The sequence below is a fragment of the Nonomuraea sp. NPDC049607 genome, assembly GCF_040675375.1.
Classification (GTDB): Bacteria; Actinomycetota; Actinomycetes; order Streptosporangiales; family Streptosporangiaceae; genus Nonomuraea.
In genome coordinates this window covers 234,930-259,114 of the sequence record NZ_JBFAOV010000009.1, presented here as the reverse complement: position 1 = coordinate 259,114, position 24,185 = coordinate 234,930, and the positions used below count along the sequence as shown (strand labels likewise).

Below are 24,185 nucleotides of genomic sequence, written 5' to 3'. Positions count from 1 at the left end.
ATAGCACGCCCCTGCTACTTTATTTAGCATGGACGTGCTACTAATCGCCGCGCTCGTCGTCTACGCCGTCGCCAGGCGCATGATCGGCCAGCCGCTCATCGCCAAGGACGTGTACGCGCCGCCGGTCATCCTCATCGGCATCGGCCTCCACGGCCTGCTCGACGTGCACCCGACCGTTCTCGACGTCACGTGGCTGGCGGTCACCGCCCTGATCGGCGTGGCCTTCGGCGCACTCAGGGCGGCCACCACGCAGGTGTTCCCCAAGGACGGCGTGCTCTGGCAGCGTTACACCTGGAAGACGCTGGTCGTGTGGGCCGTGACGTTCGCGATCAGCTTCGGCGTGGGCGCGCTGGCGCTGGCCGCCGGCATGCACGAGGAGGTCAGGTCGATCCCGCTGTCGATCGGCGTCGGCCTGCTCGGGGAGGCCCTGGTGATCCTGGCCAGATCGCGGACGGCGGGCGTGCCGTTCAGGCGCTAGTCTGCGGTCAGAACAACATTCTGTGCACGAGGAGAGCCATGCCGGACAACCTCATCTTCCGCCTGCCGCCGACGTTCGAGACGATCGAGGAGGAGCGGCGGCACCGCAAGGAGCGGCTCGCGGCGGCGCTGCGCATCTTCGGCAGGTTCGGGTTCGAGGAGGGTGTGGCCGGGCACATCACCGCCCGCGACCCCGAGCTGAGCGACCACTTCTGGGTCAACCCGTTCGGCATGTCGTTCAAGCACGTCAGGGTCAGCGACCTCATCCTCGTCAACCACGAGGGCCAGGTCGTCGAGGGCCGCTACCACGTCAACGAGGCCGCCTTCGCCATCCACTCCCAGGTGCACCAGGCCCGTCCCGGCGTGGTCGCGGCCGCCCACAGCCACTCCGTCCACGGCCGCGCCCTGTCGGCGCTCGGCCAGACCATCGAGCCCATCACCCAGGACGCCTGCGCCTTCTACCAGGACAACGCGCTGTTCGACGACTACACGGGCGTCGTCACCGACCTGGAGGAGGGCAAGCGCATCGCCGCCACCCTGGGCGGCAACAAGGCCCTCGTGCTGCGCAACCACGGCCTGCTGACCGTCGGCGACACGGTGGACGCGGCCGCCTGGTGGTTCATCACCATGGAACGCTCGGCGCAGGTGCAGCTCCTCGCCAAGGCCGCCGGGCAGGTCGTGCCCATCGAGCCCGACAACGCCGCCCTCACCCACCAGCAGATCGGCAACGACCTGGTCGGCTGGATCAACTACCAGCCGTTGCACGACCAGATCGTGCGCGAGCAGCCCGACCTGTTCGAGTAGGCCGTCCCGCGCCTTCCCGGCGAGCGGCTCAGGAGCGGCGGAAGGTGTGCCGGTAGGTCAGCGGCGCGACGCCCACGGCCGCGTGCAGGTGCTGGCGGAGCGAGACCGCCGTGCCGAAGCCGGAGCGCCTGGCCACGTCCTCCACGCCGAGGTCGGTGGTCTCCAGCAGGCGCCTGGCGTGGCCGACGCGGTGGCCGGTCAGCCATTTGGCCGGGCTCATCCCGGTCTCCTCGCGAAAGCGCCTGGTGAAGGTGCGCACGCTCATCCTGGCGTGGCCGGCCAGCGCGTTGAGGTCGAGCGGGGCGTCGAGGTGGGCCAGCATCCAGTCGCGGGTCGCGGCGGTGCCGCCGGCGTCGTCGTGCGGCAGGGGACGCTCGATGTACTGTGCCTGGCCGCCGTCCCGCCAGGGGGGCATCACGCAGCGGCGGGCGGTCCGGTTGGCCACCTCGGCGCCGTGGTCGCGCTTGATCACGTACAGGCACAGGTCGAGGCCCGCCGCGACGCCGGCCGAGGTCAGCACGTCGCCGTCGTCCACGAACAGCACGTCGGGGTCCAGCTTGACCAGCGGGAACAGGGTGGCGAACCGGGCCGCCTCGCGCCAGTGCGTGGTGGCCGGGCGGCCGTCCAGCAGGCCCGCCGCCGCCAGGACGAACGCGCCCGTGCAGATCGACATGACGCGCGGGCGGTCCTGAAGGGCCGCGCGCAAGGTGGCGGTGATCGTGCCGTCCTTCATCGCCCGGCCCCCGTGGATGCCCGGGACCAGCACCGTGTCGGCCGTGTCGAGCACGTCGAGGTCGTGGTCGGGCAGCACGGTGTAGCCGGCCGTGCAGCGGACCGGCTCGCGGTCGGGGGAGCAGGTCACGACCTCGTAGAGCTTCTCGCCGTCCGGCGTCTCGGCCGACTGGAAGACCTGGCCGGGCACGCCGAGGTCGAGCGGGGCGAAGTTGTTCAGCACGACGACCGCGACTCGGTGGGCCATGGCCTGATTCTTGCACATATTGGCTTTCGGGCCACTCGCGCCACTAAATGCCTGTAAATCAGGATTGGCGCATGACGTTGAGCACCACCCCCACCCCCACGCGGACCCCCAGGATCCACCGCGCCTGGTGGGTCGCGGCCGTGGCCTTCGTGGCCATCCTCGGCGCGGCCGGCTTCCGCGCCACCCCCGGCGTGCTGATCACCCCGCTGCACGACGAGTTCGGCTGGAGCACGGGCACGATCTCGCTCGCCGTGTCGATCAACCTGGTGCTCTACGGGATGACCGCCCCCTTCGCCGCCGCGCTGATGGACCGCTTCGGCATGCGCCGCGTGGTGTCGCTGGCGCTGCTGCTGGTCGCGGTCGGCAGCGGGCTCACCGTGATCATGACGGCGAGCTGGCACCTGCTGCTGTTCTGGGGCGTGTTCATCGGGCTCGGCACCGGGTCGATGGCGCTGGTGTTCGCCGCCACGGTGACCGACCGCTGGTTCGTCCGGCACCGGGGGCTCGTCACCGGCATCCTGACCGCGGCGGGCGCGACGGGGCAGCTGATCTTCCTGCCGGTGCTGGCCCAGCTCGCCGAGGGGCCGGGCTGGCGGGCCGCGTCCCTGACGGTGGCCGCCGCCGCGCTGGCGGTGGTGCCGTTCGTCTGGTGGCTGCTGCGCGACCACCCCGAGGAGGTGGGCACGACGGCTCTCGGCGCCGAGGCGGACGCCGTACGGACGAGGCCGGCCGCCGGGAACGCGGCGGCGCGGGCGCTGACGGTGCTGCGCTCGGCCGCGCGCACGCGCGCCTTCTGGTTCCTCGCCGGCGGCTTCGCGATCTGCGGCATGAGCACGAACGGCCTGGTCGGCACCCACTTCATCCCCGCCGCGCACGACCACGGCATGGCCGAGCCGGTCGCCGCCGGGCTGCTCGCGATCATCGGCGTCTTCGACATCGTCGGGACGGTCGCCTCCGGCTGGCTCAGCGACAAGATCAACCCCAAGCTGCTGCTCGGCGTCTACTACGGCCTGCGCGGCCTGTCCCTGATGCTGCTGCCCGGCCTGTTCGCGGCCACCACCGAGCCCAGCATGCTGATCTTCATCGTGTTCTACGGCCTGGACTGGGTGGCCACCGTGCCCCCCACCGTCGCCCTGTGCCGCCGGATCTACGGCCAGGACGGCGCCGTCGTGTTCGGCTGGGTGTTCGCCTCGCACCAGGTGGGCGCCGCGATCGCCGCCGTGGGCGCGGGCCTGACCCGCGACCGGCTCGGCGCCTACGACCTGGCCTGGTACGCCGCCGGCGCCCTCTGCCTCCTGGCCGCGGGAATGTCCCTGGCCATCCGGCATGCTAGACGGTGATGAACGAGACCGAACTGATGGTCCTCCCCCTCGTGGTCAGGATCGAGAGGGCCGCTCCCCCCGAGCGCACCGACGCGCTGGAGGCCGCCGCCATGGCCGTGCTGAGCCTGCTGGACGGCCCGGGGGAGTGGGCCGCCGAGCTGCACGCCTGGCAGTCCACCGGCAAGATCCGCAAGGTGGTGCGCCGCGCCAGGGGCGCCGAGTGGCGCAGGGCCGCCGCGCTGCCCGGCCGCACGATCGAGCACCGCACGGCGGAGGTGCGGGTGCACCCGCCCGTCCCGCTCGACGCCTGGCCCAAGGATCTGGCCCGGCTCCAGGTGGGCGGCACCGAGCTGAGTGACACGGCCGAGCCCGGCGAACCGTCCGGCCCGCCGGTCCTGTGGGAGAACCCCAGGCTGACCATGTCGGCGGGCAAGGCCATGGCCCAGGCCGGGCACGCCGCGCAGCTCGCCTGGTGGGCCAGCGACGAGGCCGAGCGGGCCGCCTGGCGGGCGGACGGCCTGGCGGTCTCCGTGCGCGCCGCGCCGGACCGGGACGACTTCGACGCCAAGGTGGCCGCCGGGCTGCCCGTGGTGCGCGACGCCGGGTTCACCGAGATCGAGCCGGGTTCGTGCACGTTCGTCGCCGAGGCGCCCTGGCTCCTCGGGCGGGTGGCTAGATCGTGAAGATGTCGGCCAGCACGCCGCCCGCCGGGGTGATCCGGGCGGGCGACGGGCTGTCGTAGACGACCATGAGCCGGCCGTCGGGCAGCACGGCCAGCCCTTCCGGGTGGTCGTCGCCGACGCCGTAGGGCAGCTCCAGGACGGTCTCCAGGTCGTGTGCGGGCACGAGCCCGCCGTCCTGCCGTTCCCGCCAGCGCACGACCCGAACGGGGCCGTCCAGGCTCATGGTGGGGCCGGTGAGCAGCAGCAGGTCGCCGCCGTGCGGGCACATGTCCCGCACGCCCAGCCCGCCGAGGTCGAGGAAGTGCTTGCGGTACGGCCCGTCGAGCCGTAACCGGCCGCCGCCGTCGTCCACGGGCCGGATCTCCAGCACCACCGCCCAGCCGCGCAGCACCGGCCCGCGCAGCCCCAGGTAGACCCGCTCGCCCACGACCGCGATGCCCTCGATGTCGAGCCCGTTGTCCTTGCCCGGCAGCGCCAGGAACGGCGCCAGATGGCGGTCGTCGGCCAGCATGGCGGCGACGTTGCGTCCGCCGGACAGGATCGCGCCGGGCAGCGGCCGTTCGCCGGTCTCGTCGAGCGGCAGGCGGACCAGGATGAACCGGTTCTCCTCGCGGACGACCGTGCCCAGCCTTCTGATCGACTTCTCCGGCTCGCCCGGCTTGGCCTTGCGGCGTTTGAGGCTGTGCGAGCCGACCGCCCACAGGTGGCCGTCGGCCCTGGCCAGGCCCTCGATGTCGGCCTCGTCGAAGCGCCCGGCCGGCAGCTCGACGTAGTCGGCCAGGGCGAACGAGCGCTCGTCGCCGAAGTGGTCGCCGGTCCAGGTGAGCCGTTCGACGGTGGCGGTCTCGTCGCCGGCCACCCACAGGCCCGTCGGCTCCCACCTGACCGCCGAGAGGTTCGTGTGCGTCTGGGCGAACCGGGAGTCCTCGCCGAACCGCAGTTCCACCTGTTCCACCCCGCCATGATTGCACTTCGGTCGCTTCACACACGCAATGGCGGGATATGTCGTACGCTCCCGTCGTGCTCCATGGGGAAGATGAGACCGAGGGTTCACGAGTGAGAACCACAGACCGCCCTGCGACCCCCGTTTCACCGCCCAGGCGCTCCCGCATCGGCGATGTCCGGATGCGGTCGATCTATCGGGGGCTCGCCGTCGTGGCGGCCGTGGCGCTCGGCGCCACGGTGATCGTCCTGGCGCTCCCGTCCGGGCCGGACGAGGTCGTGGCGGGGCCGGTAACCGCGCCGCCGGCCGCACCCGCCTCGTCCGCTCCGGCCCCCACGTCGTCGGCCACCCCCACGCCGACGTCGTCCCCCACTTCCTCGTCCCCCACTTCCTCGCCCCCCGTCCCGACCCCCACACCGTCGCCGGGCTCCTCCCTCGCGCCCGGTTACACCGCCATGCAGGCCCTGTACGCCGACCCGCGCGTGCCCCGGCTGACCGGCCGCGTCAAGCGCATGGCCCTGCCTCGGCCGGCCAAGAGCGTGGTGAAGGACAGGCGCACCGGCCTGGCCGTGCCCCGGCTGGGCAAGCCGTGGAAGACGCACGGCGCGGCGCCGTTCACCAGCAAGCAGGTGCTGCCGGCGGCGCGCGGCGGCAAGCTGCGCGGCATGCTCGTGACCTGCCCGCTGCCGATCATGGAGCAGAGGTCGCCGCGCGACACGGCGCTGCTGGCCGCCCGCTGGACGCTCAACCACCACCCCAAGGGCTCCAAGATCAGCTGGCTCGCCTCGCAACGGGTTAAAACCGGATGGATGCTCGTATATCGCGTCAAATACGGCAAACAATCGTCAAGAGCGGCCGTCGTAGTCATGGACGGGGGAATGAGCAAGCCAGGACTTGCGTTCGTCACAGTGCCTGACTCGCAGAGAAAGCGTTGGCGTGATATTGGCCGCGTGGTCTCGGGAGTGCGTGTTCTAGGCTAGAAAGATCATGTATGCGGCGATGTGGGGGAGTGACGCCGTGGAACGCTCTGGACCGCCGCAGGCACCGAACAAGGGCAAGGTCAAGCCGCCCTGGCGCTCGGAGGGCCTGCCCGGTTCGCCTGGCGGGCGGCCCAAGATCAACTGGTGGCGATTCGTCGTCACCCTGCTCGTGGTGTACGCGGGCTTCTTCGTCGTGTCGTCCTTCGTGGACAGCAACTCGGTCGAGACGATCTCGTACACCGAGTTCACCAAGCAGGTCGACGCCAAGAACGTCAAGGACATCTACGCCCAGGGGCTGTCGGTCGAGGGCGACCTGAGGAGCTCGGCCAAGAACCCCGAGAGCAGCGAGTCCTACACCAAGTTCCAGACCGAGATCCCCGCCTTCGCCAACACCGACCAGCTCGACCAGCAGCTCAAGTCGGCCCAGGTGGAGACCACCTCCAAGCCGCTGACCCGGGGCTTCTTCTCCAACCTGCTGCTGTCGCTGCTGCCCGTGCTGCTGCTGGCCGGCCTGTGGATCTGGGTCATGCGCCGCGGCGCGAGCATGATGGGCGGCGGCCTGAGCGGGCTCGGCAAGTCCAAGGCCGCCAAGCCGGTCGAGGCCGGCAAGGTGCGCGTCACGTTCGACGACGTCGCCGGCATCGACGAGGTGGAGAACGAGCTCGTCGAGGTCGTCGACTACCTGAAGGACCCCGGCAAGTACCGCAGGCTGGGCGCCAAGCTGCCCAAGGGCGTGCTGCTGGCCGGCCCTCCCGGCACCGGCAAGACGCTGCTGGCCAGGGCCGTGGCGGGCGAGGCGAAGGTGCCGTACTTCTCGGCCAGCGCCTCCGAGTTCATCGAGATGATCGTCGGCGTGGGCGCCTCGCGCGTGCGCGACCTGTTCGAGGAGGCCCGCAAGGTCGCTCCCTCGATCGTGTTCATCGACGAGATCGACGCCATCGGACGGGCCCGCGGCGGCGCGGGCGGCATCGGCGGCCACGACGAGCGCGAGCAGACGCTGAACCAGATCCTCACCGAGATGGACGGCTTCTCCGGCGCCGAAGGCGTGATCGTCATCGGGGCCACCAACCGGCCCGAGATCCTCGACCCGGCGCTGCTGCGTCCCGGGCGCTTCGACCGTACGGTGCAGGTGGGCCTGCCCGACGCGGCCGGGCGCACGGCGATCCTGGAGGTGCACTCGCGCGGCGTGCCGCTCGACGGCGAGGTCAGCCTCGACCGCATCGCCAAGACCACCCCCGGCATGACCGGTGCCGACCTGGCCAACCTCGTCAACGAGGGCGCACTCCTCGCCGCCAAGCGCGGCAAGGAGAAGGTCGACATGTCCGACTTCGCGGACGCGCTGGAGAAGCTTCAGCTCGGCGCGGCGCGCAGCATCGTGATGCCGGAGGAGGAGCGCACCCGCACCGCCTTCCACGAGGCCGGACACGCCCTGCTCGGCATGCTCCAGCCCGGCGCCGACCCGGTCAGGAAGATCTCGATCATCCCGCGCGGCCGGGCGCTCGGCGTCACGCTGTCCACCCCCGACACCGACCGCTACGCCTACGACGAGCAGTACCTGCGCGGCCGCATCACCGGCGCGCTCGGCGGCATGGCGGCCGAGCAGGTGGTCTACGGCATCATCACCACCGGCGCCGAGAACGACCTCGAACAGGTCACCATGATCGCGCGCGGCATGGTGGGCCGATGGGGCATGTCGGAGAAGGTCGGCCCGCTGACCATCCTGCCCAACGACGGCTCCGCGCCGCAGGCGTCGCCGGCCACCCTCGCCACGGTGGACGAGGAGGCACGGCGCATCGTGGACGAGTGCTACGAACGCGCCGTCCAGGTGCTCACCGAGAACCGGGAACGGCTCGACGGCATCGTCGCGGCCCTGCTCGAACACGAGACGCTCGACGAGGTGAGCGCGTACGCCGCCGCCGGCCTGGCCAGCGGCAGCAAGCAGCCCGCCCTCGACTGAACCCCGGGAAACCCGGCTTTCCCGAGACTTAGGGGAACCCCGGCCTTGGCTCGATCACGGCCGGGGAACGTCTCCCGCGACTCAGATCGGGGGACCGTCTTGACACTGAATGACGAGCTTCTCGCTCAGCTCGGCGACTCAGGGGTGGACCAGATCGCCGGGATGCTCGGCACCGACACGGCCACGGCGCGCAAGGTCGTCGAGGCCGTGGCCGGCACGGTCCTCGGCGGCATGGCCCGCAACGCCGAACACCCCGACGGCGCGGAGGCCCTGCGCGGCGCCCTCGAAGACCACGTCGACACCGACCCCTTCAACGGCGACGTGGCCTCGCTGACCCGCGACGGCCACAGCATCCTCGGCCACGTCCTCGGCGGCCAGGGCACCGAACGGGCCGCCGCCGGGCTCTCGCAACTGGCCTGCGTCAGCTCCGGCACCATCATGAGACTGCTTCCCCTCGTCGCCCCCATGGTCATGTCCCTGCTGGCCAACCGCGCCGCCAAGGCGAACATGGACGCCTCCGCCCTCGCCGCCGACCTGCGCCAGGAGCACGCCTCGCTGCCCGGCGGCCTCGGCCACCTGCTCGACGGCCTGCTCAGCGGCATCTTCGGCGGCGCCGTCCCGGCCCAGGGCGGCCCGTACGACCCGGCCGACCGGCAGCCCGCCAGAGGGACCCCCAACCACGACTGGTGACCGCGCGGGCCTTCGGTAAGCTGGGACGGTGATCGTTCTGGCCTCTGCCTCTCCCACCCGCCTCACCGTGCTGCGCAACGCCGGCCTCGACCCCAAGGTCATCGTCTCCGGCGTCGACGAGGACGCCTACACCGCGCACTCGCCGGCGGCGCTCAGCCTCGTCCTGGCCAGGGCCAAGGCGGAGGCGGTCGCGAGCGGGCTGGAGGAGGGGCTGGTCATCGGCTGCGACTCGATCCTCGAACTCGACGGCCGTCCCTACGGCAAGCCGGGCACCGCGGAGGAGGCCGTCGAGCGGTGGCGCATCATGCGCGGGCGCACCGGCCGCCTGGTGACCGGCCACTGCGTGATCGACGTGCCGGCGGGGCGGCAGGCCGCCCAGGTGGCCAGCACCGTGGTGCGCTTCGGCCAGCCGTCCGAGGACGAGATCGCCGCCTACGTCGCCACCGGCGAGCCGCTCGGCCTGGCCGGCGGGTTCAGCATCGAGGGGCGCGGCGGCTGGTTCGTCGAGGGCATCGAGGGCGACCACGGCAACGTGCTCGGGGTGTCCCTGCCGCTGCTGCGCGAGCTGTTCGACGAACTGGGTTACGCGGTCACGTCGTTCTGGCGCTAGCCTGCCGGGCATGCGATCTCTGCGCGACTTCGCGGCCGGTGTCGGCTTCTTCTTCCAGGGTCTCGGATGGGTGTCGCGGCACGGCCGGTGGTGGCTGTTCGGGCTGATCCCGGCGGTGATCGCGTTCGCCGTCTACGTGGTGGCGCTGATCCTGCTCGGCACCCACGCCCGCGACCTGGCCGAGTTCTTCACCCCGTTCGCCGACTCGTGGAGCTGGGTCGACCTGTTCCGCACGCTGGTGGGCATCGCGATCTTCCTCGGCGGGCTGGCGCTGGCGGTGCTGACGTTCGCGGCGCTGACGCTGGCGATCGGCGAGCCGTTCTACGAACGGCTCTCGGCCGAGGCCGATCCGCTGCCCGGGGCGGTGGAGCAGCCGTGGTGGCGTACGCTGCCCCGTTCGATCCGGGACAGCCTGATCACCCTGTTCTACGTGCTGCTCCTCACCGTGCCGCTGTTCTTCCTGGGGTTCGTGCCGGTGATCGGCCAGACGGTGGTGCCCGTGGTGGGGGCCTTCGTCTCCGGGTTCTTCCTGACGGTCGAGCTCACCACGCTGGCCCTCGAACGCCGGGGGGTGTCCAGGAAGGAACGCTTCGCGCTGCTGCGCCGGAACATGGCGACCACGCTGGGGTTCGGGGTGGTCGGCTTCCTGCTGTTCCTGGTGCCGCTGGTGGCGGTCGTGATGATGCCGGCGGCGGTGGCGGGCGCCGCCCTCCTCGTACGCGCCCGCATCGCCCCCACCCCACCCCCCACCCCAGCCCCAACCCCCCTGACCCCACCGTCCCCCTGACCCCAACGACGCCCCACACGGTTTTCCACAGGACGGGCGGCGGGGCGCTTCTCGTCCACAGAACCGCGCTCGGGCGTTCTCGGGTCGGGCCTTCCCGGCACCCTGGCGCTCATGACGACCAACGCCCCGGCCCCCTGCCTCACCCTGACCAGCCCGGCCGACATCCTGGCCGCAGTCCCCTACCTGGTCGGCTTCCACCCCCATGACAGCCTGGTCGTGATCGGCCTCCACCACGGCCAGGCCAAGGTGGCCGCGAGGTGGAGCCTCCCGTTCCCCCGGGGCACCCTCGCCCCCCTCACCGAGCTCTTCGCCCGCGAAGGCATCACCGAGATGGTCGTCGTCGGCTACGGCGGAGGCGAGACGGTGACCCCGGCCGTCGACGAGGCCAGGCTCGTGGCCGCCGCGTCGGAGATCCACGTGGGCGACGCGATCCGCGCCCATGAAGGGCGCTACTGGTCCTACGTCTGCGAGCTTCCCCGTTGCTGCCCGCCCGAGGGCACCCCCTACGACCCGACCACCAGCCAGATCGCCGCCGAGGCGACGGTGCGCGGCATGGTCGCCCTTCCCGACCGCCGCAGCCTGGAACGCACGATCGCCCCGGCAACGGGCCCGGTCCGCATGGCGATGCGCCGGGCCACCGCGGCCGCCGTGGCCGAGGTGCGAGCCCGCCTGACAGCAGCCCCCGACCTGGACACCTTCGCCCGGAGCTACGTCGCCGACGCGCTCACCGCAGTCCGCGCGAGCCTGACCGCCCACTCCGCCGGCGTCCGCCTCGACGATGTCGAAGCCGCCCGGCTGGGCCTGGCCCTGAGCGTGATCAGAGTCCGCGACGAAGCCTGGACCACGATGCGGGACGCCCACCTGCCCCTGTGGAAAGACCTCACGCGCCGCCTGGAGCCCCGCTTCGTCCCACCGGCCGCCTCCCTGCTGGCCATGGCCGCCTGGCGCACGGGCGACAACATCCTCGCCACCATCGCCCTCGAACGCGCGCTCACCACCGACCCCCACTACTCGATGGCCAACCTCCTGATGCACGCCCTGCAGAGCCTGCTCTCACCCGCCATCGTCCGAGACCGCCTCCCCACCCCCGCCGAGCTCGACACCGCCATGGGCCCGGCCAACGGCGGCTGGCTGGTCCCCATGCTCGGCCTGCTCGACGACGACCCGTCCCCGCACGGGCCCGTCCGGCACCGGGGGCCGGGTGGGAGCGCATGAAGAAAGGGCGCCGGTCACATCGACCAGCGCCCTTTCCACCAGAACTACAGGCTGCCTTCTTCACGGCGGCGGCGCTCGTTGTACGCCCGCATCCGAGGGGGATAGCCCGTCAGCTGCACGTCGTACACCGGTAACGCCAGATCTCGGGCGACCTTGTGGATCACGGCGGGCGACCCGACCCTCCGCCTGGTCCACTCGCCGTCGTCAGCCACCGCCACAGCGGTCGTGTCGGTGGCGAACGTCTCCGGCTCGACGTAGAACTCGACGCCACGCCGCGAACGTGCGAAGGCGATGAGCGCTTCGATGTCGGCATCGGTCGCCTCGCGGTCGAACCGCGCGATCTTCTGGCCGCGCAGCCGACGGATACCGTAGCGGTCTCGCCATCTCATGAATCCTTTTTATACCGTCTGGAGCTCCGGCGTCGGGGATGATCTCGGGGACAGCTCCGGGTTTCTCCCGATGGCACGTCCGGCTCCGAGGACGCAGTATGAAGGTTGACCGCCGATTCCAAGGAGAGGCATGACCATCATGGCTGGGGTACCCAAGACCCCGGGGCCGGGACAGGTGCCGCCAGCTCATCTGCGCGTCACCGACCTGGACCGAGAGCACGTCGTCGAGCATGTCAAGGCCGCCTACGCGGAGGGCCGGTTCGACAAGCTGGAGTTCGACGACCGGCTGGGGCGCGCGATGACCGCCCGTACCCACGGTGACCTGATGCCCATCATGAACGAGCTGTACGGGAGGACGGCGGTGCCCGGCTTCGCGCCGCCGATGCCGCAGCCGGTCCGTCCGGTGCGGGCTTCGGAGAGCAACGAACGCCTCCAGGCCGCGTTCGGCCACCTGCTGATAGCCGTCGGGATCCCGGTCGTCGGCCCGTTGATCCTGCTGCTCACCGCGGCCAAGACGTCGCCGTACCTGCGTCGGCAGGCACTTGAGGCCCTGAACTTCCAGCTCACCGTGGTGGGGGCGACGTTCATCCTGCCCTTCACCGTCATCGGTATCGTGCTTCTGCCGGTGATCTGGGTCGCCGCCGTCGTCCTGGGCATCGTCGGCGGCATCTCCGCCCTGTCGGAGAGCGCCTTCCGCTACCCGCTGACGGTCCGGCTGGTCAAATAGCCGCACCCGCTGCTCTCAGAGGAAGGGGCTCAGGCCGGGGGATGTGCCGGGGCTCGGGCGGGGGATGCTCGGGGCGTTGGTGGGGAATGCCCGGGGCGCGGGTGGGCGGATGCCGGAGGGTCTGCGAGGTTGTCGGGGGATTCGTGGTGGGTGGTGCTGGGGGAGGGCCCGGCCCGCCCCCGGATGGCGAACAGGCGGGGGCGGGGCCGAGACGGGGCCGGAGGGGCGGTCAGCGGGCCAGAACTTCGTAGCGGACGGTCATCACGCCCGAGCTCAGACTGCCGATCGCGTCGAACGCGGCCGTGGAGAGGTCGAGACACCGGCCGCCCACGTACGGGCCGCGGTCGTTGATGCGCACGGTGACCGACGAGCCGTTGCGCGGGTTGGTGACGCGGACGCGGCTGCCCAGGGGGAGGGACTTGTGGGCGGCGGTCATGGCGGAGGGGTTGAAGCGTTCGCCGCTGGCCGTCATCTGGGGCTCGCCGTAGTACGAGGCGCCACAGGTCCCGGAGGACAGGACGCGGACCTTCGGCTTCGTCGTCCTGAGCTTGACCGGCTTGACGGTCTTGGCCGTCTTCGCCGTCTCGGACGCCGCCGTCTCGGTGGCGGCGGGCTGTGCGGCGGCGGGCGCCTTGGGCGCGGGGGTGTCGCCGTGCGGACTGTCCGGGACGGTCTTCGCGCCGGGCTCCGAAGCGGTGGCGGTCGAGGCGCCGGGGCTCGAAGCGCTGGGGCTCGAAGTGCTGGGAGCCGGGGTGATGGGCTTGGCCTGGGAGACCTGGGCCGCGCCCGGCGGGTTGGCGGTGCGGGCCGAGGTGGCCGCGGTGGCGGCGTCCTTGGCGGTGGTGGTGGCGGGGGCGTCGTTGCCGACGGCGGCCCAGGCGGTGGTCGAGGCGGCGGCCACGACGGCGGCGCCTGCGGCGATGGCGGTCCAGCGGCGCTTGCCCGGGGAGAGCTTGCGGTCGTTGGGGGACGATTTGTGGGAGTGCTGGCCCAAGGTAAACCACGGTCCTAGCTAGGGGACATGAAAGGGAAAGGCCAGGTCATGGGGGTGTGGAGGCGCGTGACGGCCTGTCCGCCCGCAAGGGATGGGGATCCGGCGGGCGAGGAAGAACATATGCGACAAACAGCAGGTAAAGACAACTTAATGCGACATACAGTGACATATCTCTCTTAAGGGCGCAAGAGGCCCAGAACGCCGAGCGTACGCCGAGGATCTTGGGGTTTCTGGAGAACGGCAGAACTCGCCAAAGACCACGTGACAGGAGATTCCGGCCTCAAGCCGTAAGCGGGAGATCCACGGGGCAACCCTCGCTCTGGACGTCCAGCCGGTCCGGGGAGCGTGAACGGGAGGAGCGGTCTCAGAACATCAGGGAGCGGACGGTGTCCACGGTGTCGGCGTCCTCGGCGCGCTTGTCCGGCCGATAGCGCAGCACCCGGGCGAAGCGCAGCGCCATCCCCCCGGGGTAGCGCGGCGAGCGCTGCACGCCGTCGAAGGCGATCTCCACGACCAGCTCGGGCCGGAGCTTGACCGCCCATTCGTCGGTGGGGCCGTCGGCGAGTTCGAGGAACCGCTCGGTCTGCCAGGCCAGCAGCTCGTCGGTGAGCCCCTTGAACGTCTTGCCGAGCATGACGAACCCGCCCTCGGGGTCGCGCGCGCCCAGGTGGAGGTTCGACAGCTTGCCCTGGCGCCGGCCATGGCCCCACTCGGCCGCCAGGACCACCAGGTCGAGGGTGTGCCGGGGCTTCACCTTGACCCAGCCCGCGCCACGTCGGCCGGCGGCGTAGGGAGCGGACAGGGACTTGACCACCAGGCCCTCGTGGCCCGCCTTGACCACGTCCGTGAAGAACTTCTCCGCCTCCGCCACGTCGGCGGTGATCAGCCGCGGCGTCAGCAGGCCGGGCGGGACGGCGCGGGCCAGGGCCTCCTGGCGCTGCGAGTACGGCAGGTCGAGCAGGTCGGCGCCGTCGGCGCGCAGCGCGTCGAAGAAGAACACGCTGAGCGGGGTCTGCTCGCGCAGCCTGGCGACGTCTGTCTTGCTGGAGACGCGGCTCGCGGTCACCTGGAACGGGTGGGGACGCCCGTCCGGCCGCAGCGCGAGAACCTCGCCGTCGAGCACCAGGTCGGCGCAGTCGAGCCCGAGCACCGCCTCGACCAGCTCGGGCACCTGCGCGGTGATGTCGTCGAGTGTGCGGGTGAAGACCCGCACCTCCGCGCCCGAGCGGTGGGCCTGCACGCGCACGCCGTCGAGCTTCCACTCCAGGGACGCGGGCGTGCCCGCCTTCTCCAGCGCGGCGGCCACGTTGGGGGCACTGCCCGCGAGCATGGGGGAGACCGGCCGGCCCACCTCCAGCCTGAACGCGTGCAACGCCGTCACGCCGCCCGTCAGCGCCGCCGCGCCCACGGCGGGCAGCCAGCCGCGCAGGGTGAGCGCGCGCCGCACGTCGGCCGACGGCGCACCGGACGCCTTGGCCAGCGCTTCGATCATCACGCCGTCGAGGGCGCCCTGACGCAGTTCGCCGTTGAGCAGCCTGCGCATGAACTGCTGCTCCTGGCTGGTCAGCCCCGCGAACAGCTCGGCGACCAGCGCCCTGCGCGCCGCCTGCGAGCCGGGGCCGGAGATGGCCTTGATGCGGGTCAGCAGCGCGTCGACGGCCGTCAGGGTGGCGGTGGCCGCCAGTTTGGGCTGCGGGACGTCCTCCAGCGAGCGCCAGCCCACGCCCACCTGGCGCTGCGGCAGATCGCCCGACAGGTAGGCGATGGCGATCTCCGCCTCGTCCGGGCCGACCCGGGCGAGCAGCTCGGCCAGATGGCCGACCTTGCCCAGCCGTGCGGAGGTGCGCGTCACCGCGTCGGAGGTACGGACCACGTCGATCAGAAGCACACCGCTATCGTGCCTCACCACGCCGACATTTCCCCACCCGATTTGTCCCGGGTTTTGCCAAAGCGGGGGAAGCCGCGGAAGCAGGGAGACCCAGGAAGCCGGGCGGGCCGCTGTCGGCGGCCCGCCCGTTCCCGGTCTAGCTGACGCCGAGCAGGTCGACCACGAAGATCAGCGTCTCGCCGCCCTTGATGCGCGGCGGCGCGCCGCGGTCACCGTAGCCGAGGTGCGGCGGGATGACGAGCTTGCGACGGCCGCCGACCTTCATCCCGGCGACCCCGCGGTCCCAGCCCGCGATGACGCGGCCGCCCCCGAGCGGGAACTCGAACGCCTGGCCGCGGTTCCACGACGCGTCGAACTCCTCTCCGGACGAGAACGAGACACCCACGTAGTGGACGCTGACGTTGTGGCCCGGCTTGGCCTCGGGGCCAGTGCCTTCGACGAGGTCGACGATCTCCAGATCGGCGGGCGGGTTGCCCTCGGGGAAGTCGATCTCAGGCTTCTCGAGTGCCACGAATGTGCTCCTGTTGACGATGACAATAACCCGACGACTCTATGCCGTCGGGATATCGTCGTCGTTCATGGCCGCCCTTTCTCCCGGCGCCGTGCTGGTCACCGGGCGCGTCGCCGTGGTCACCGGCGCGGCCCGGGGCATCGGGCCGGCGCCCGCCGAGACGTTCGCCGCCTGCGACCGCGCCTGGCCCCGGTAGGCCGCGCCCGAGCACGGCGAACCCGGCGCACCAACGGACGGTGCCGGGTGGGTCACCAGCTTTGGTGCAGAGGCATGCCTTCCGCGTAGCCCGACGAGCTCTGGATGCCGACGACGGCCTGGCGGTGGAACTCCTCCAGGTTCGCCGCACCCGCGTACGTGCACGACGACCGCAGGCCCGCGACGATCCCGTCGATCTGGTCCTCCACGCTGGGCCGCTTGGGGTCGAGGTACATGCGCGAGGTCGAGATGCCCTCCTCGAACAGCGCCTTCCTGGCCCGGTCGTAGGCGGAGTCCTCGGCGGTCCTGAGCCGTACGGCCCGCGAGGAGGCCATGCCGAAGTTCTCCTTGTACTTGCGCCCGTCGGCGTCGGTACGGGCGTCGCCGGGCGACTCGTACGTGCCGGCGAACCACGAGCCGATCATCACGTTGGACGCCCCGGCGGCCAGCGCGAGCGCCACGTCCCGAGGGTGCCGGACGCCGCCGTCCGCCCAGACGTGCCTGCCGAGACGGCGGGCCTCGGCCGAGCATTCGAGCACCGCCGAGAACTGCGGACGCCCGACGCCGGTCATCATCCGCGTGGTGCACATGGCGCCCGGCCCCACGCCGACCTTGAGGATGTCGGCCCCCGCCTCGACCAGGTCGCGCACGCCCTCGGCGGTCACCACGTTGCCCGCCGCGACCGGTACGCCGGGGTCGAGCGCCCGTACCGCGCGCAGGGCGGCGATCATCTTCTCCTGGTGGCCGTGGGCGGTGTCCACGACCAGGCAGTCGGCCCCGGCCTCCAGCAGTTCCTTGGCCTTGGCGGCGACGTCGCCGTTCACGCCGACGGCCGCGGCGATGCGCAGGCGGCCCTGGGCGTCCAGTGCGGGCTGGTAGAGCGTGGCCCGCAGCGCGCCCGTACGGGTGAGGATGCCGACCAGCCGGCCGTCCTCGTCCACGATGGGCGCGAGGCGGTGACGTCCCCCGTGCAGGCGGTCGAAGGCGGCGCGCGGGTCGAGCCCGGCGGGCAGCGTCAGCAGCTCGCTCGACATGACCTCGGACAGCTGCGTGTACATGTCCACGCCCTGGCAGTCGGCCTCGGTCACCACGCCGACGGGACGGTTGTCCCAGTCGACGACGATGACCGCGTTGTGGGCGCGCTTGGGCAGCAGTTGCAGCGCCTCGCCCACGGTGTCGTGCGGGGTGAGGGTGAGCGGGGTGTCGTGGACCAGGTCGCGCTTCTTGACCCAGTCGACCACCTCGGCGACGACGTCGAGGGGGATGTCCTGGGGGATCACGGTGATCCCGCCGCGGCGGGCCACGGTCTCGGCCATGCGGCGGCCGGCGACCGCGGTCATGTTGGCGACGACGAGGGGGATGGTGGTGCCCGTGCCGTCGTTCGTGGAGAGGTCGACCGCGAGCCGCGATCCGACCGAGGAGCGCGACGGCACCATGAACACGTCGCTGTAAGTCAAATCGTAGCGAGGCTCTTGGTCATTGAGAAACTTCACGTTCATCCATCTTATGGGGTGACAGGTTCAACAAGGGGTTTCCCCCTTTCTCCGGGGCTTATGATCGGCCGGGGACACATTTGGGGGAGGGAAGTCGTGGATATCGTCGAACGGGCCGAGCTGACCGTGGTGGGCTTCGCCGTACGCACGACGAACGCCGACGAGGCGGATCCGGCGCGGGCGACGCTGCCCGCGCTGTGGCAGCGGGCGGGCGCGCCGGGGGCCTTCGCGCACGTGCCGGGCCGTGTCGACGAGAACCTCTACGCGGTGCTCACCGACTACGAGAGCGACCACACCGGCGCTTATACGCAGATCGTCGGGATCGGCGTGCGCACGGTGCCGCGGCTGCCCGAGGGCATGGTGGCGGTGCGCGTGCCGATCGCCAAGTCGCTGCGGCTGCAGGCCCGCGGGCCGATGCCGCAGGCGCTGATCGAGGCGTGGCAGCAGGTGTGGCAGTTCACCGAGTCGGGCGGCCAGCCCTCCCGCGCCTTCACCACGGACCTGGAGGTCCACCACCCCGAGGGCGCCGACCTCTACGTGGCCGTCTAGGTCACATCCCGAGGGCGCCGACCGTCTAGGCCACATCCCGAGGGCGCCGACCGTCTAGGCCACATCCCGAGGGCGCCGACCGTCTAGGTCACCCCCGAAGGCGCCGACCTCCACGCGGCCGTCCAGGCCGCACCCTGAGGGCGCGGCCGTTCAGGTCGCTTGGCGAGGGGGTGAGGGGGCGAGGTTCGCGTGGTCGGCCTGGTCAGAGGCCGAGGGCGTCGGCTGCCGCTGCGACTGCCGTCGGTTTGACGTCCTCCAACGGGAGGCCGGCGTATTCGACCGTGCAGTCGGCCATGCCGCCGAGCGCCACCGTGGCCCGGATCTGCTGGGCCTGCGTGAGGTCGGGCCCGAGCAGCAGGGCGATCAGCTCGCGCCGCCATTCGAACATGCGCTGACCGAGATCGAGGTAGGACAGGATCGAGATGTCGCGCACCATCATCCCGGTCACGTCGCGGTGGCGCCACATGAGCTCGAAGTAGTCGTCGAGCAGCGCGCGCGGGTCGCCGGGCTGCCGCCTGGCGGTGAAGCGCTCGAAGTCCTCCACCAGCGGCTGCACGATGCTGCGCACCAGGTCGTCGCGCGAGGCGAAGTGGTAGTAGAGCGCGGGCTTGGTGATGCCCAGCCGGTCGGAGATCTGGCGCAGGCTGGTGTTCTGCACGCCCTGCTCGGCGAACAGCTCGCGGGCCACCGCCTGGATGCGGGACTTGGTGTCACTGGGCATGGCAGAAGTTTATCCCTTACCTACCGTTAAGTAAGGACGCGTGCTAGCGTGGACTTACCAACCGTTAAGTAAGGAGAGCGGCCATGAAGGTCCTCGTCTCGGGAGCCAGCGTCACCGGGCCGGTGCTGGCGTACTGGCTGGCCAGGTACGGCTTCGAGGTCACGGTCGTCGAACGCGCCCCGGCGCTCAGGAAGTCGGGCGGCCACGCGGTCGACCTGTTCAAACCGGCCATGGACATCGTCGAGAAAATGGGCGTCCTGAGGCCGATCATGGCGAAGAAGACCGGCACCGACTGGCTCAGGGTCCACCGGGAGGGCCGGGCGCGGCCCGTGGAACTGGAGCTGCGCCGCGTCCTCACGGCCGTCTCCGACCGGCACGTCGAGATCATGCGCGACGACCTGAGCGAGGTCCTCCACGAGGCGACCCGCCATGACGCCGCCTACGTCTTCGGCGACTCCATCGCCTCGATCTCCGAGGACGGCGAGGTGTGCTTCGACAGCGGCCGGCAGGAGCGCTTCGACCTGGTGATCGGCGCCGACGGGCTGCACTCCAACGTGCGCCGCCTGACCTTCGGCCCCGAGGAGCGCTTCACCTCCTGGATCGGCGCCTACCTCGCCGTCGCCTCCGTCCCCAACTTCCTGGACCTGGACGGCCGGATGGAGGCCATGGCGGGCGAGGGCTGGATGGCCGCCGTGTACAGCGCCCCGCACATGGACGACGCGCGGGCCGGCTTCCTGTTCAGGACGCCGGAGCCGCTCGACTACCACCATCGGGACGTGGCCCGCCAGAAGGAACTGCTGCGCGAGCGGTTCGGCGGCCTGGGCTGGCAGGTCCCCAGAATCCTGGACGAGCTGGACCGCACGCCCGCCTTCTACTTCGACTCCATCACCCAGCTCAGGCTCGACTCCTGGTCGCGTGGCCGGGTGACGCTGGCCGGGGACGCCGGTTACTGCCCGGGCCCGGCCGTGGGCGGCAGCACGAGCCTGGCGGTGGTGGGGGCGTACGTGCTGGCGGGCGAGCTGGCCGCGCACGGGGGCGACCACCGGACCGCCTACCCCGCCTATGAGGCCGAGATGGGCGATTACGTGCGCCGCAGCCGCTCGTTCGCCCGCCGTGCGGCCAGGGGCATCGTGCCGGGGAGCCGGTTCGACCTGTGGGCGCTCACCCAGGGCATCCGGCTGGTCAACCACGTGCCGGTCGCCCTCACCAGGGCCGCGACCAAGATCAGCAGCAAGGGGGTGCGCCTGCACGACTCGATCACCCTCAAGGACTACACGGCCCACACACGCCCGGCGACGCCGTCACACCCCTGACGAGCGCCCAGGAACGCCCAGGAACGCCCACGAACGCCCAGAGAACGCCGTCACGCCCCTGACTGAACGCACGCCCGGGAATGCCGTCTCAGGCCAGGACGCCCCGCTCGCGCAGCTTTTCCGCCTCCTCCGCCGACAACCCCCAGGCGGACAGGTCCGCGAGACGCGTGGCCGGCGACAGGTCCGGGGCCGGCGTGCCGAGCAGGCGCGGCGCGGGCATCGGCTGGGTCGTGCCGCCGACCTCGGTGAACGTCCCCCGGGCGACGTTGTGCGGGTGCCGCGCGGCCTCGGCCATGGACAGGACGGGGGAGACGCAGGCGTCCGACCCCTCGAACAGGGCCTCCCACTCGGCACGGGTGCGCTTGGCGAACTCCTCGGCCAGCCGGGCCTTGAGGGCGGGCCACTGCGTCCTGTCGTTCCTGTCGGGCAGGCCGGTCAGGCCCATCAGGTTCACCATGGCGTCCCAGAACTGCGGTTCGAGCGAGCCGACCGCCAGGTGGCCGCCGTCGGCGGTCTCGTAGGTGTCGTACTGGGGGGCGCCGGTGTCGAGCAGGTTGGTGCCGCGCGGGCCCCAGAAGCCGCTCTGCGCGGCCTGGTAGAACATTGAGAAGAGCACGGCGGCGCCGTCCACCATGGCGGCGTCGATCACGCGGCCCTTCCCGGTGCGCTCGCGCTCGAACAGGGCCAGCAGCACGCCGTAGGCCAGCATGAGGCCGCCGCCGGCGAAGTCGCCGAGGATGTTGATCGGCGGGGTCGGCCGGTCGTCCTCGCGGCCGAGCATCGACAGCACGCCGGAGATCGCGATGTAGTCGATGTCGTGGCCGGCGGTGGGCGCGAGCGGGCCGTCCTGGCCCCAGCCGGTCATCCGGCCGTAGATCAGCCGCTCGTTCACCGCGTGCAGGTCGGCGGGGCCGATGCCGAGCCGTTCGGCGACGCCGGGGCGGAACACCTCGATCACCACGTCGGCGTTGCGGGCCAGTTCCTTGAAGGCGGCCACGCCCTCGGGCGACTTCAGGTCCAGGCCGATCGTCCGCTTGCCGCGGTCCATGACGTCCGTGCGGGGTCTGTCGGACACCGCCTTCACCCGGTCGACCCGCAGCACCTCGGCGCCGTGGTCGGCCAGCATCATCCCGGCGAACGGCCCCGGGGCCAGCCCCGCGAGCTCCAGAACGCGCACTCCGGCCAGCGGACCGCCACTACCCTTCGACATGGACATCTCCTCGACAGCGTCACAAGGGGGCTCAGAACCTGCCCCAGTAGAACAACCTTCGGCGAGTCGTGGCAAGCGGCCTTTCCTGCGTCCTCCCCGCGAACTCGTGGGAGGTATGGGAAACTTGCCCACTGTTCGGGTGGTCTACAGATCGCCGGCGTCCAGCGGCTGTCTGCAGCAGGCGCTCGCGCCGCTACAGGGGTAGGACATGGTTTCGGAGAGCAACCAGCTAGTCGCCAGGCGCTACCAGTTACTGCGCGAACTGGGCCGCGGGGGTATGGGCGTCGTCTGGGAGGGCTACGACACGCTGCTCAACCGGCAGGTGGCCATCAAGGAAGTGCTGCTGCCCGAGGGGCTGTCGCCGGGCGAGCAGGAGCGCCACCTCATGCGCACCGCCCGCGAGGCCCGTACGGCGGCCAAGCTCAACCACCCCTCCGTGGTCGCGGTCTACGACGTGGTCGAGGAGGGCGGGCGGCCCTGGATCGTCATGGAGCTGGTCGCGCACCCCTCGCTGGAAGAGGTCGTGGCCACCTCCGGGGCCCTGCCCGTACGGCAGGCGGCCGACGTGGGCCGCCAGGTGCTGTCGGCGCTCAAGGCCGCCCACGAGGCCGGGATCCTGCACAGGGACGTCAAGCCCGCCAACATCCTGATCGCCGACGACGGCCGCGTGGTGCTGATGGACTTCGGCATCGCCACGGTCGAGGGCGACGCCTCGCTGACCAGGACCGGCATGGTGACCGGCTCGCCCAGCTTCCTCGCCCCCGAACGGGTGCGCGCCGACGAGGCCGGACCGCCCTCCGACCTGTGGTCGCTCGGCGCGACGCTGTTCGCCTCGATGGTGGGCCGCTCGCCCTTCGACCGCGGCGAGGCCATGGCGACCCTCAACGCGCTGCTCAACGAGGAGCCCGACTACCGGCGCATCCCGCCGATCATGCATCCGGTCCTGAAGGGCCTGCTGCGCAAGGAGCCCGCCGAGCGGGTGGACGCCGAGGAGGCCGACCGGCTGCTCGCCGCCATCGAGGTGGCGGCCAAGCCGGCCTACGCCGACCTGCCGGAGAAGAAGCCGGGCGGCGGCGGACGCGGACGGGCCGTGCTGGCCGTGGCCGCGGCGGCCGTGGTGCTCGTCGCGGGCGGCGCCGTCGCCTACTTCAAGCTCGCCCCGCCCGCCGAGGGCGCCCCGCGCACCGCCCAGCCGGCCGCCGCGGCCAGCCCGCTGACGCCGTCCCCCTCGCAGGAGCCCACGACGAGCCGGACGCCGTCGGCCACCCCGACGCCGACCGTGCGCCGGGTGCGCCCGCTCGTGCGCGCGTGGACCTCGCGGGACGGCTGGTCGATCCTGCGCCCGATCGGCTGGCGGGGCGCGCTGCGCGAGTCCTCCACCGAGTGGACGCGCCGCGACGGCAACGCCCACCTCGGCGTCCAGGCCCTGTTCTCCAGCCTCGACGCCAACCAGATCCTGCGCGACTCGGAGGAGACGCTGCGGGAGGAGGGTCAGGAGGTGATCAGCCGCGGCCGCCGCGTGGTCGTCCACCGGGGCGTCAAGGCGGTCGAGTGGGAGTTCTCCTGGACGGCGGCCAGCGCCGCGGGCACCGGCTGGATCAGGCCCGGCATGACCTACCACGAGGTGCGCCGCGCGGTGGTGTCCGGCGAGACGGCCTACATCCTGTCCTGGACGGTCGCCCAGGACCAGTGGCTGCGCAACAGGGGGCTGATGCGACAGGTGATCGACAGCTTTACGGTGAAGGCATGAGCCCCTGGAACCTGCTCGCCCTGCCGCCGCTGCCCGAGGAGGCGACGCGCGGCCTGCTCGCCCCGCTCGGCGACCGGGTGACGGTCCGCGTGCCCGCCACCCGCGACCGGGCCGGGCTGCTGGCCGCGCTGCCCGAGGCCGAGATCGTGCTCGGCGACTGGACCTCCACGCTCGTGCTCGACGCCGAGGCGGTCAAGCACGCGCCCGCGCTGGCCTTCGTGCAGCAGCCCTCGGTGGGCGTCGACGGCCACGACCTGGCCGCCCTGGCCGAGGCCGGGGTGCCGCTGGCCAACACGCCGGGCGTCAGCGCCGTCGCGGTGTCGGAGTGGTGCCTGGCGGCCACGTTGTCGCTGTCGCGCAGGCTGGGGGCCGCCGACGCCGCCGTACGCGCGGGGGAGTGGCCGCAGCAGGGGCTGAGGCCGCGTGAGCTGAGCGGCCGCCGGGTCGGCGTCGTCGGTTACGGCCCGATCGGCGAGAACTGCGTCCGCCTGTTCGGCGCCCTGGGCTGCGAGGTCTCCTACTGGACCAGGTCCCCGCGGCAGGCGCCCGGCCGCGCCGACCTGGAGACGCTGGTGGCCACCAGCGACGTCCTGGTCGTGGTCATCGCGCTGTCGGAGGAGACCCGCGGGCTGATCGACCCGCGCCGCATGAAGCAGGGCGCGCTGCTGGTCAACGCGGCCAGGGGCGGCGTCGTCGACCAGGCGGCGCTGGTCGCCGCGCTGCGCGACGGGCACCTCGGCGGGGCCGCGCTCGACGTGTTCGACACCGAGCCGCTGCCCGCCGGCGATCCGCTGCGCGACCTGGCGGACGTGCTGCTGTCGCCGCACGCCGCCGGGGTGACGCCCGAGGCGACGACGCGCCTGCTCACGGCGACGCTGGACAACCTCGCGGCGGCACTGGAGGGACGAGAGGTACGTGCCGTCCTCAACGGGGTCTCACCCGTCGTACGCAGGAGATTTCCGCATTCGCCTCCCATATAGGCGTTTCACCTGGCACGA

Annotated in this window: 26 protein-coding genes; 16 read left to right on the top strand and 10 right to left on the bottom strand. The window is 71.7% G+C overall.

What is annotated here, in order from left to right; genetic code table 11:
* The first annotated feature begins 28 nt into the window (after nucleotides 1–28).
* Both AB0J97_RS20495 and AB0J97_RS20490 read left to right on the top strand, forming a co-directional pair.
* The gene (locus tag AB0J97_RS20495) at nucleotides 29–478 is read left to right on the top strand and encodes a hypothetical protein (protein ID WP_357698766.1); all 450 of its coding nucleotides are present in this window, start codon (nucleotides 29–31) and stop codon (nucleotides 476–478) included.
* A gap of 38 nt (nucleotides 479–516) precedes the next feature.
* Entirely contained in the window at nucleotides 517–1,281 is a 765-nt protein-coding gene (locus tag AB0J97_RS20490) for a class II aldolase/adducin family protein (protein WP_364090885.1), read from the top strand.
* Between the two features lie 28 nt (nucleotides 1,282–1,309).
* On the opposite strand, the gene AB0J97_RS20485 is transcribed toward AB0J97_RS20490, so the two are convergent.
* Nucleotides 1,310–2,260, bottom strand: a complete 951-nt coding sequence (locus AB0J97_RS20485; protein ID WP_357698762.1) for a DJ-1/PfpI family protein — start codon at nucleotides 2,258–2,260, stop codon at nucleotides 1,310–1,312.
* Nucleotides 2,261–2,331: 71 nt separating this feature from the next.
* On the opposite strand from AB0J97_RS20485, the gene AB0J97_RS20480 reads away from it, so the two are divergent.
* Both AB0J97_RS20480 and AB0J97_RS20475 read left to right on the top strand, forming a co-directional pair.
* Complete coding sequence (locus AB0J97_RS20480; RefSeq protein ID WP_364090881.1) at nucleotides 2,332–3,600, top strand: MFS transporter; 1,269 nt, start codon at nucleotides 2,332–2,334, stop codon at nucleotides 3,598–3,600.
* Nucleotides 3,600–4,265, top strand: a complete 666-nt coding sequence (locus AB0J97_RS20475; RefSeq protein WP_364090878.1) for a peptidyl-tRNA hydrolase — start codon at nucleotides 3,600–3,602, stop codon at nucleotides 4,263–4,265. Before AB0J97_RS20480 ends, AB0J97_RS20475 begins: the two co-directional genes overlap by 1 nt.
* Here AB0J97_RS20475 and AB0J97_RS20470 read toward each other — a convergent pair.
* Together AB0J97_RS20470 and AB0J97_RS20465 are read right to left on the bottom strand one after the other, a co-directional pair.
* A complete protein-coding gene (locus AB0J97_RS20470; RefSeq protein ID WP_364090875.1) occupies nucleotides 4,255–5,220 on the bottom strand; it encodes a DUF3616 domain-containing protein in 966 nt (321 codons plus the stop codon). The two genes, AB0J97_RS20475 and AB0J97_RS20470, sit on opposite strands and share 11 nt — an antisense overlap.
* Before the next feature lie 181 nt (nucleotides 5,221–5,401).
* Complete coding sequence (locus AB0J97_RS20465; RefSeq protein ID WP_364090871.1) at nucleotides 5,402–5,623, bottom strand: hypothetical protein; 222 nt, start codon at nucleotides 5,621–5,623, stop codon at nucleotides 5,402–5,404.
* Nucleotides 5,624–5,663: 40 nt separating this feature from the next.
* On the opposite strand from AB0J97_RS20465, the gene AB0J97_RS20460 reads away from it, so the two are divergent.
* The 6 genes from AB0J97_RS20460 (at nucleotide 5,664) to AB0J97_RS20435 (ending at nucleotide 11,447) form a co-directional block, all read left to right on the top strand.
* Entirely contained in the window at nucleotides 5,664–6,188 is a 525-nt protein-coding gene (locus tag AB0J97_RS20460; RefSeq protein WP_364090866.1) for a hypothetical protein, read from the top strand.
* Nucleotides 6,189–6,225: 37 nt separating this feature from the next.
* Entirely contained in the window at nucleotides 6,226–8,145 is a 1,920-nt protein-coding gene (gene ftsH / locus AB0J97_RS20455; protein WP_364090863.1) for an ATP-dependent zinc metalloprotease FtsH, read from the top strand.
* A 99-nt stretch (nucleotides 8,146–8,244) separates the two neighbouring features.
* Entirely contained in the window at nucleotides 8,245–8,835 is a 591-nt protein-coding gene (locus AB0J97_RS20450; RefSeq protein ID WP_364090858.1) for a DUF937 domain-containing protein, read from the top strand.
* Nucleotides 8,836–8,863: 28 nt separating this feature from the next.
* Nucleotides 8,864–9,445 (top strand): nucleoside triphosphate pyrophosphatase, encoded by a 582-nt coding sequence (locus AB0J97_RS20445; RefSeq protein ID WP_357698741.1) that lies wholly within the window; start codon nucleotides 8,864–8,866, stop codon nucleotides 9,443–9,445.
* Nucleotides 9,446–9,455: 10 nt separating this feature from the next.
* On the top strand, nucleotides 9,456–10,232 hold the full coding sequence (locus tag AB0J97_RS20440; protein WP_357698738.1) for an EI24 domain-containing protein: 777 nt from the start codon (nucleotides 9,456–9,458) through the stop codon (nucleotides 10,230–10,232).
* Between the two features lie 111 nt (nucleotides 10,233–10,343).
* Nucleotides 10,344–11,447: a DUF4192 domain-containing protein gene (locus tag AB0J97_RS20435; RefSeq protein WP_364090854.1), complete on the top strand. Its 1,104-nt coding sequence runs from the start codon at nucleotides 10,344–10,346 to the stop codon at nucleotides 11,445–11,447.
* A 44-nt stretch (nucleotides 11,448–11,491) separates the two neighbouring features.
* Here the strand turns inward: AB0J97_RS20435 and AB0J97_RS20430 are convergent, their stop codons facing one another.
* Nucleotides 11,492–11,836 carry a hypothetical protein gene (locus tag AB0J97_RS20430; RefSeq protein ID WP_352327808.1) on the bottom strand — a complete coding sequence of 115 codons (345 nt, stop codon included), beginning with the start codon at nucleotides 11,834–11,836 and terminating at the stop codon, nucleotides 11,492–11,494.
* Nucleotides 11,837–11,966: 130 nt separating this feature from the next.
* Here AB0J97_RS20430 and AB0J97_RS20425 point away from each other — a divergent pair, with 130 nt between their 5' ends.
* Nucleotides 11,967–12,563 (top strand): DUF1707 and DUF4870 domain-containing protein, encoded by a 597-nt coding sequence (locus AB0J97_RS20425; protein ID WP_357698733.1) that lies wholly within the window; start codon nucleotides 11,967–11,969, stop codon nucleotides 12,561–12,563.
* A gap of 229 nt (nucleotides 12,564–12,792) precedes the next feature.
* Here AB0J97_RS20425 and AB0J97_RS20420 read toward each other — a convergent pair whose 3' ends face one another.
* The 3 genes from AB0J97_RS20420 to AB0J97_RS20410 form a co-directional block, all read right to left on the bottom strand.
* Nucleotides 12,793–13,557, bottom strand: a complete 765-nt coding sequence (locus AB0J97_RS20420) for a septal ring lytic transglycosylase RlpA family protein (protein WP_364090850.1) — start codon at nucleotides 13,555–13,557, stop codon at nucleotides 12,793–12,795.
* A 364-nt stretch (nucleotides 13,558–13,921) separates the two neighbouring features.
* Nucleotides 13,922–15,445 carry an ATP-dependent DNA ligase gene (locus AB0J97_RS20415; protein WP_364090847.1) on the bottom strand — a complete coding sequence of 508 codons (1,524 nt, stop codon included), beginning with the start codon at nucleotides 15,443–15,445 and terminating at the stop codon, nucleotides 13,922–13,924.
* Nucleotides 15,446–15,581: 136 nt separating this feature from the next.
* Nucleotides 15,582–15,956, bottom strand: coding sequence for an FKBP-type peptidyl-prolyl cis-trans isomerase (locus AB0J97_RS20410; protein WP_352357863.1), 375 nt, complete (start codon nucleotides 15,954–15,956; stop codon nucleotides 15,582–15,584).
* 67 nt (nucleotides 15,957–16,023) lie between these two features.
* Here AB0J97_RS20410 and AB0J97_RS20405 point away from each other — a divergent pair, with 67 nt between their 5' ends.
* Nucleotides 16,024–16,152 (top strand): hypothetical protein, encoded by a 129-nt coding sequence (locus tag AB0J97_RS20405; RefSeq protein ID WP_364090843.1) that lies wholly within the window; start codon nucleotides 16,024–16,026, stop codon nucleotides 16,150–16,152.
* A gap of 52 nt (nucleotides 16,153–16,204) precedes the next feature.
* Here the strand turns inward: AB0J97_RS20405 and AB0J97_RS20400 are convergent, their stop codons facing one another.
* A complete protein-coding gene (locus tag AB0J97_RS20400; protein WP_357698723.1) occupies nucleotides 16,205–17,644 on the bottom strand; it encodes a GuaB1 family IMP dehydrogenase-related protein in 1,440 nt (479 codons plus the stop codon).
* 96 nt (nucleotides 17,645–17,740) lie between these two features.
* Here AB0J97_RS20400 and AB0J97_RS20395 point away from each other — a divergent pair, with 96 nt between their 5' ends.
* A complete protein-coding gene (locus tag AB0J97_RS20395) occupies nucleotides 17,741–18,193 on the top strand; it encodes an effector binding domain-containing protein (protein ID WP_357698721.1) in 453 nt (150 codons plus the stop codon).
* 202 nt (nucleotides 18,194–18,395) lie between these two features.
* On the opposite strand, the gene AB0J97_RS20390 is transcribed toward AB0J97_RS20395, so the two are convergent.
* Entirely contained in the window at nucleotides 18,396–18,914 is a 519-nt protein-coding gene (locus AB0J97_RS20390) for a helix-turn-helix domain-containing protein (protein WP_357698719.1), read from the bottom strand.
* Between the two features lie 83 nt (nucleotides 18,915–18,997).
* Here AB0J97_RS20390 and AB0J97_RS20385 point away from each other — a divergent pair, with 83 nt between their 5' ends.
* Nucleotides 18,998–20,227: an FAD-dependent monooxygenase gene (locus AB0J97_RS20385; protein ID WP_364090836.1), complete on the top strand. Its 1,230-nt coding sequence runs from the start codon at nucleotides 18,998–19,000 to the stop codon at nucleotides 20,225–20,227.
* Nucleotides 20,228–20,315: 88 nt separating this feature from the next.
* Here the strand turns inward: AB0J97_RS20385 and AB0J97_RS20380 are convergent, their stop codons facing one another.
* Nucleotides 20,316–21,437 (bottom strand): CaiB/BaiF CoA-transferase family protein, encoded by a 1,122-nt coding sequence (locus tag AB0J97_RS20380; protein WP_364090833.1) that lies wholly within the window; start codon nucleotides 21,435–21,437, stop codon nucleotides 20,316–20,318.
* 208 nt (nucleotides 21,438–21,645) lie between these two features.
* Here AB0J97_RS20380 and AB0J97_RS20375 point away from each other — a divergent pair, with 208 nt between their 5' ends.
* Both AB0J97_RS20375 and AB0J97_RS20370 read left to right on the top strand, forming a co-directional pair.
* Nucleotides 21,646–23,187 carry a serine/threonine-protein kinase gene (locus tag AB0J97_RS20375; protein ID WP_357698710.1) on the top strand — a complete coding sequence of 514 codons (1,542 nt, stop codon included), beginning with the start codon at nucleotides 21,646–21,648 and terminating at the stop codon, nucleotides 23,185–23,187.
* Complete coding sequence (locus AB0J97_RS20370; RefSeq protein ID WP_364090826.1) at nucleotides 23,184–24,167, top strand: NAD(P)-dependent oxidoreductase; 984 nt, start codon at nucleotides 23,184–23,186, stop codon at nucleotides 24,165–24,167. Before AB0J97_RS20375 ends, AB0J97_RS20370 begins: the two co-directional genes overlap by 4 nt.
* Nucleotides 24,168–24,185: the final 18 nt, after the last annotated feature.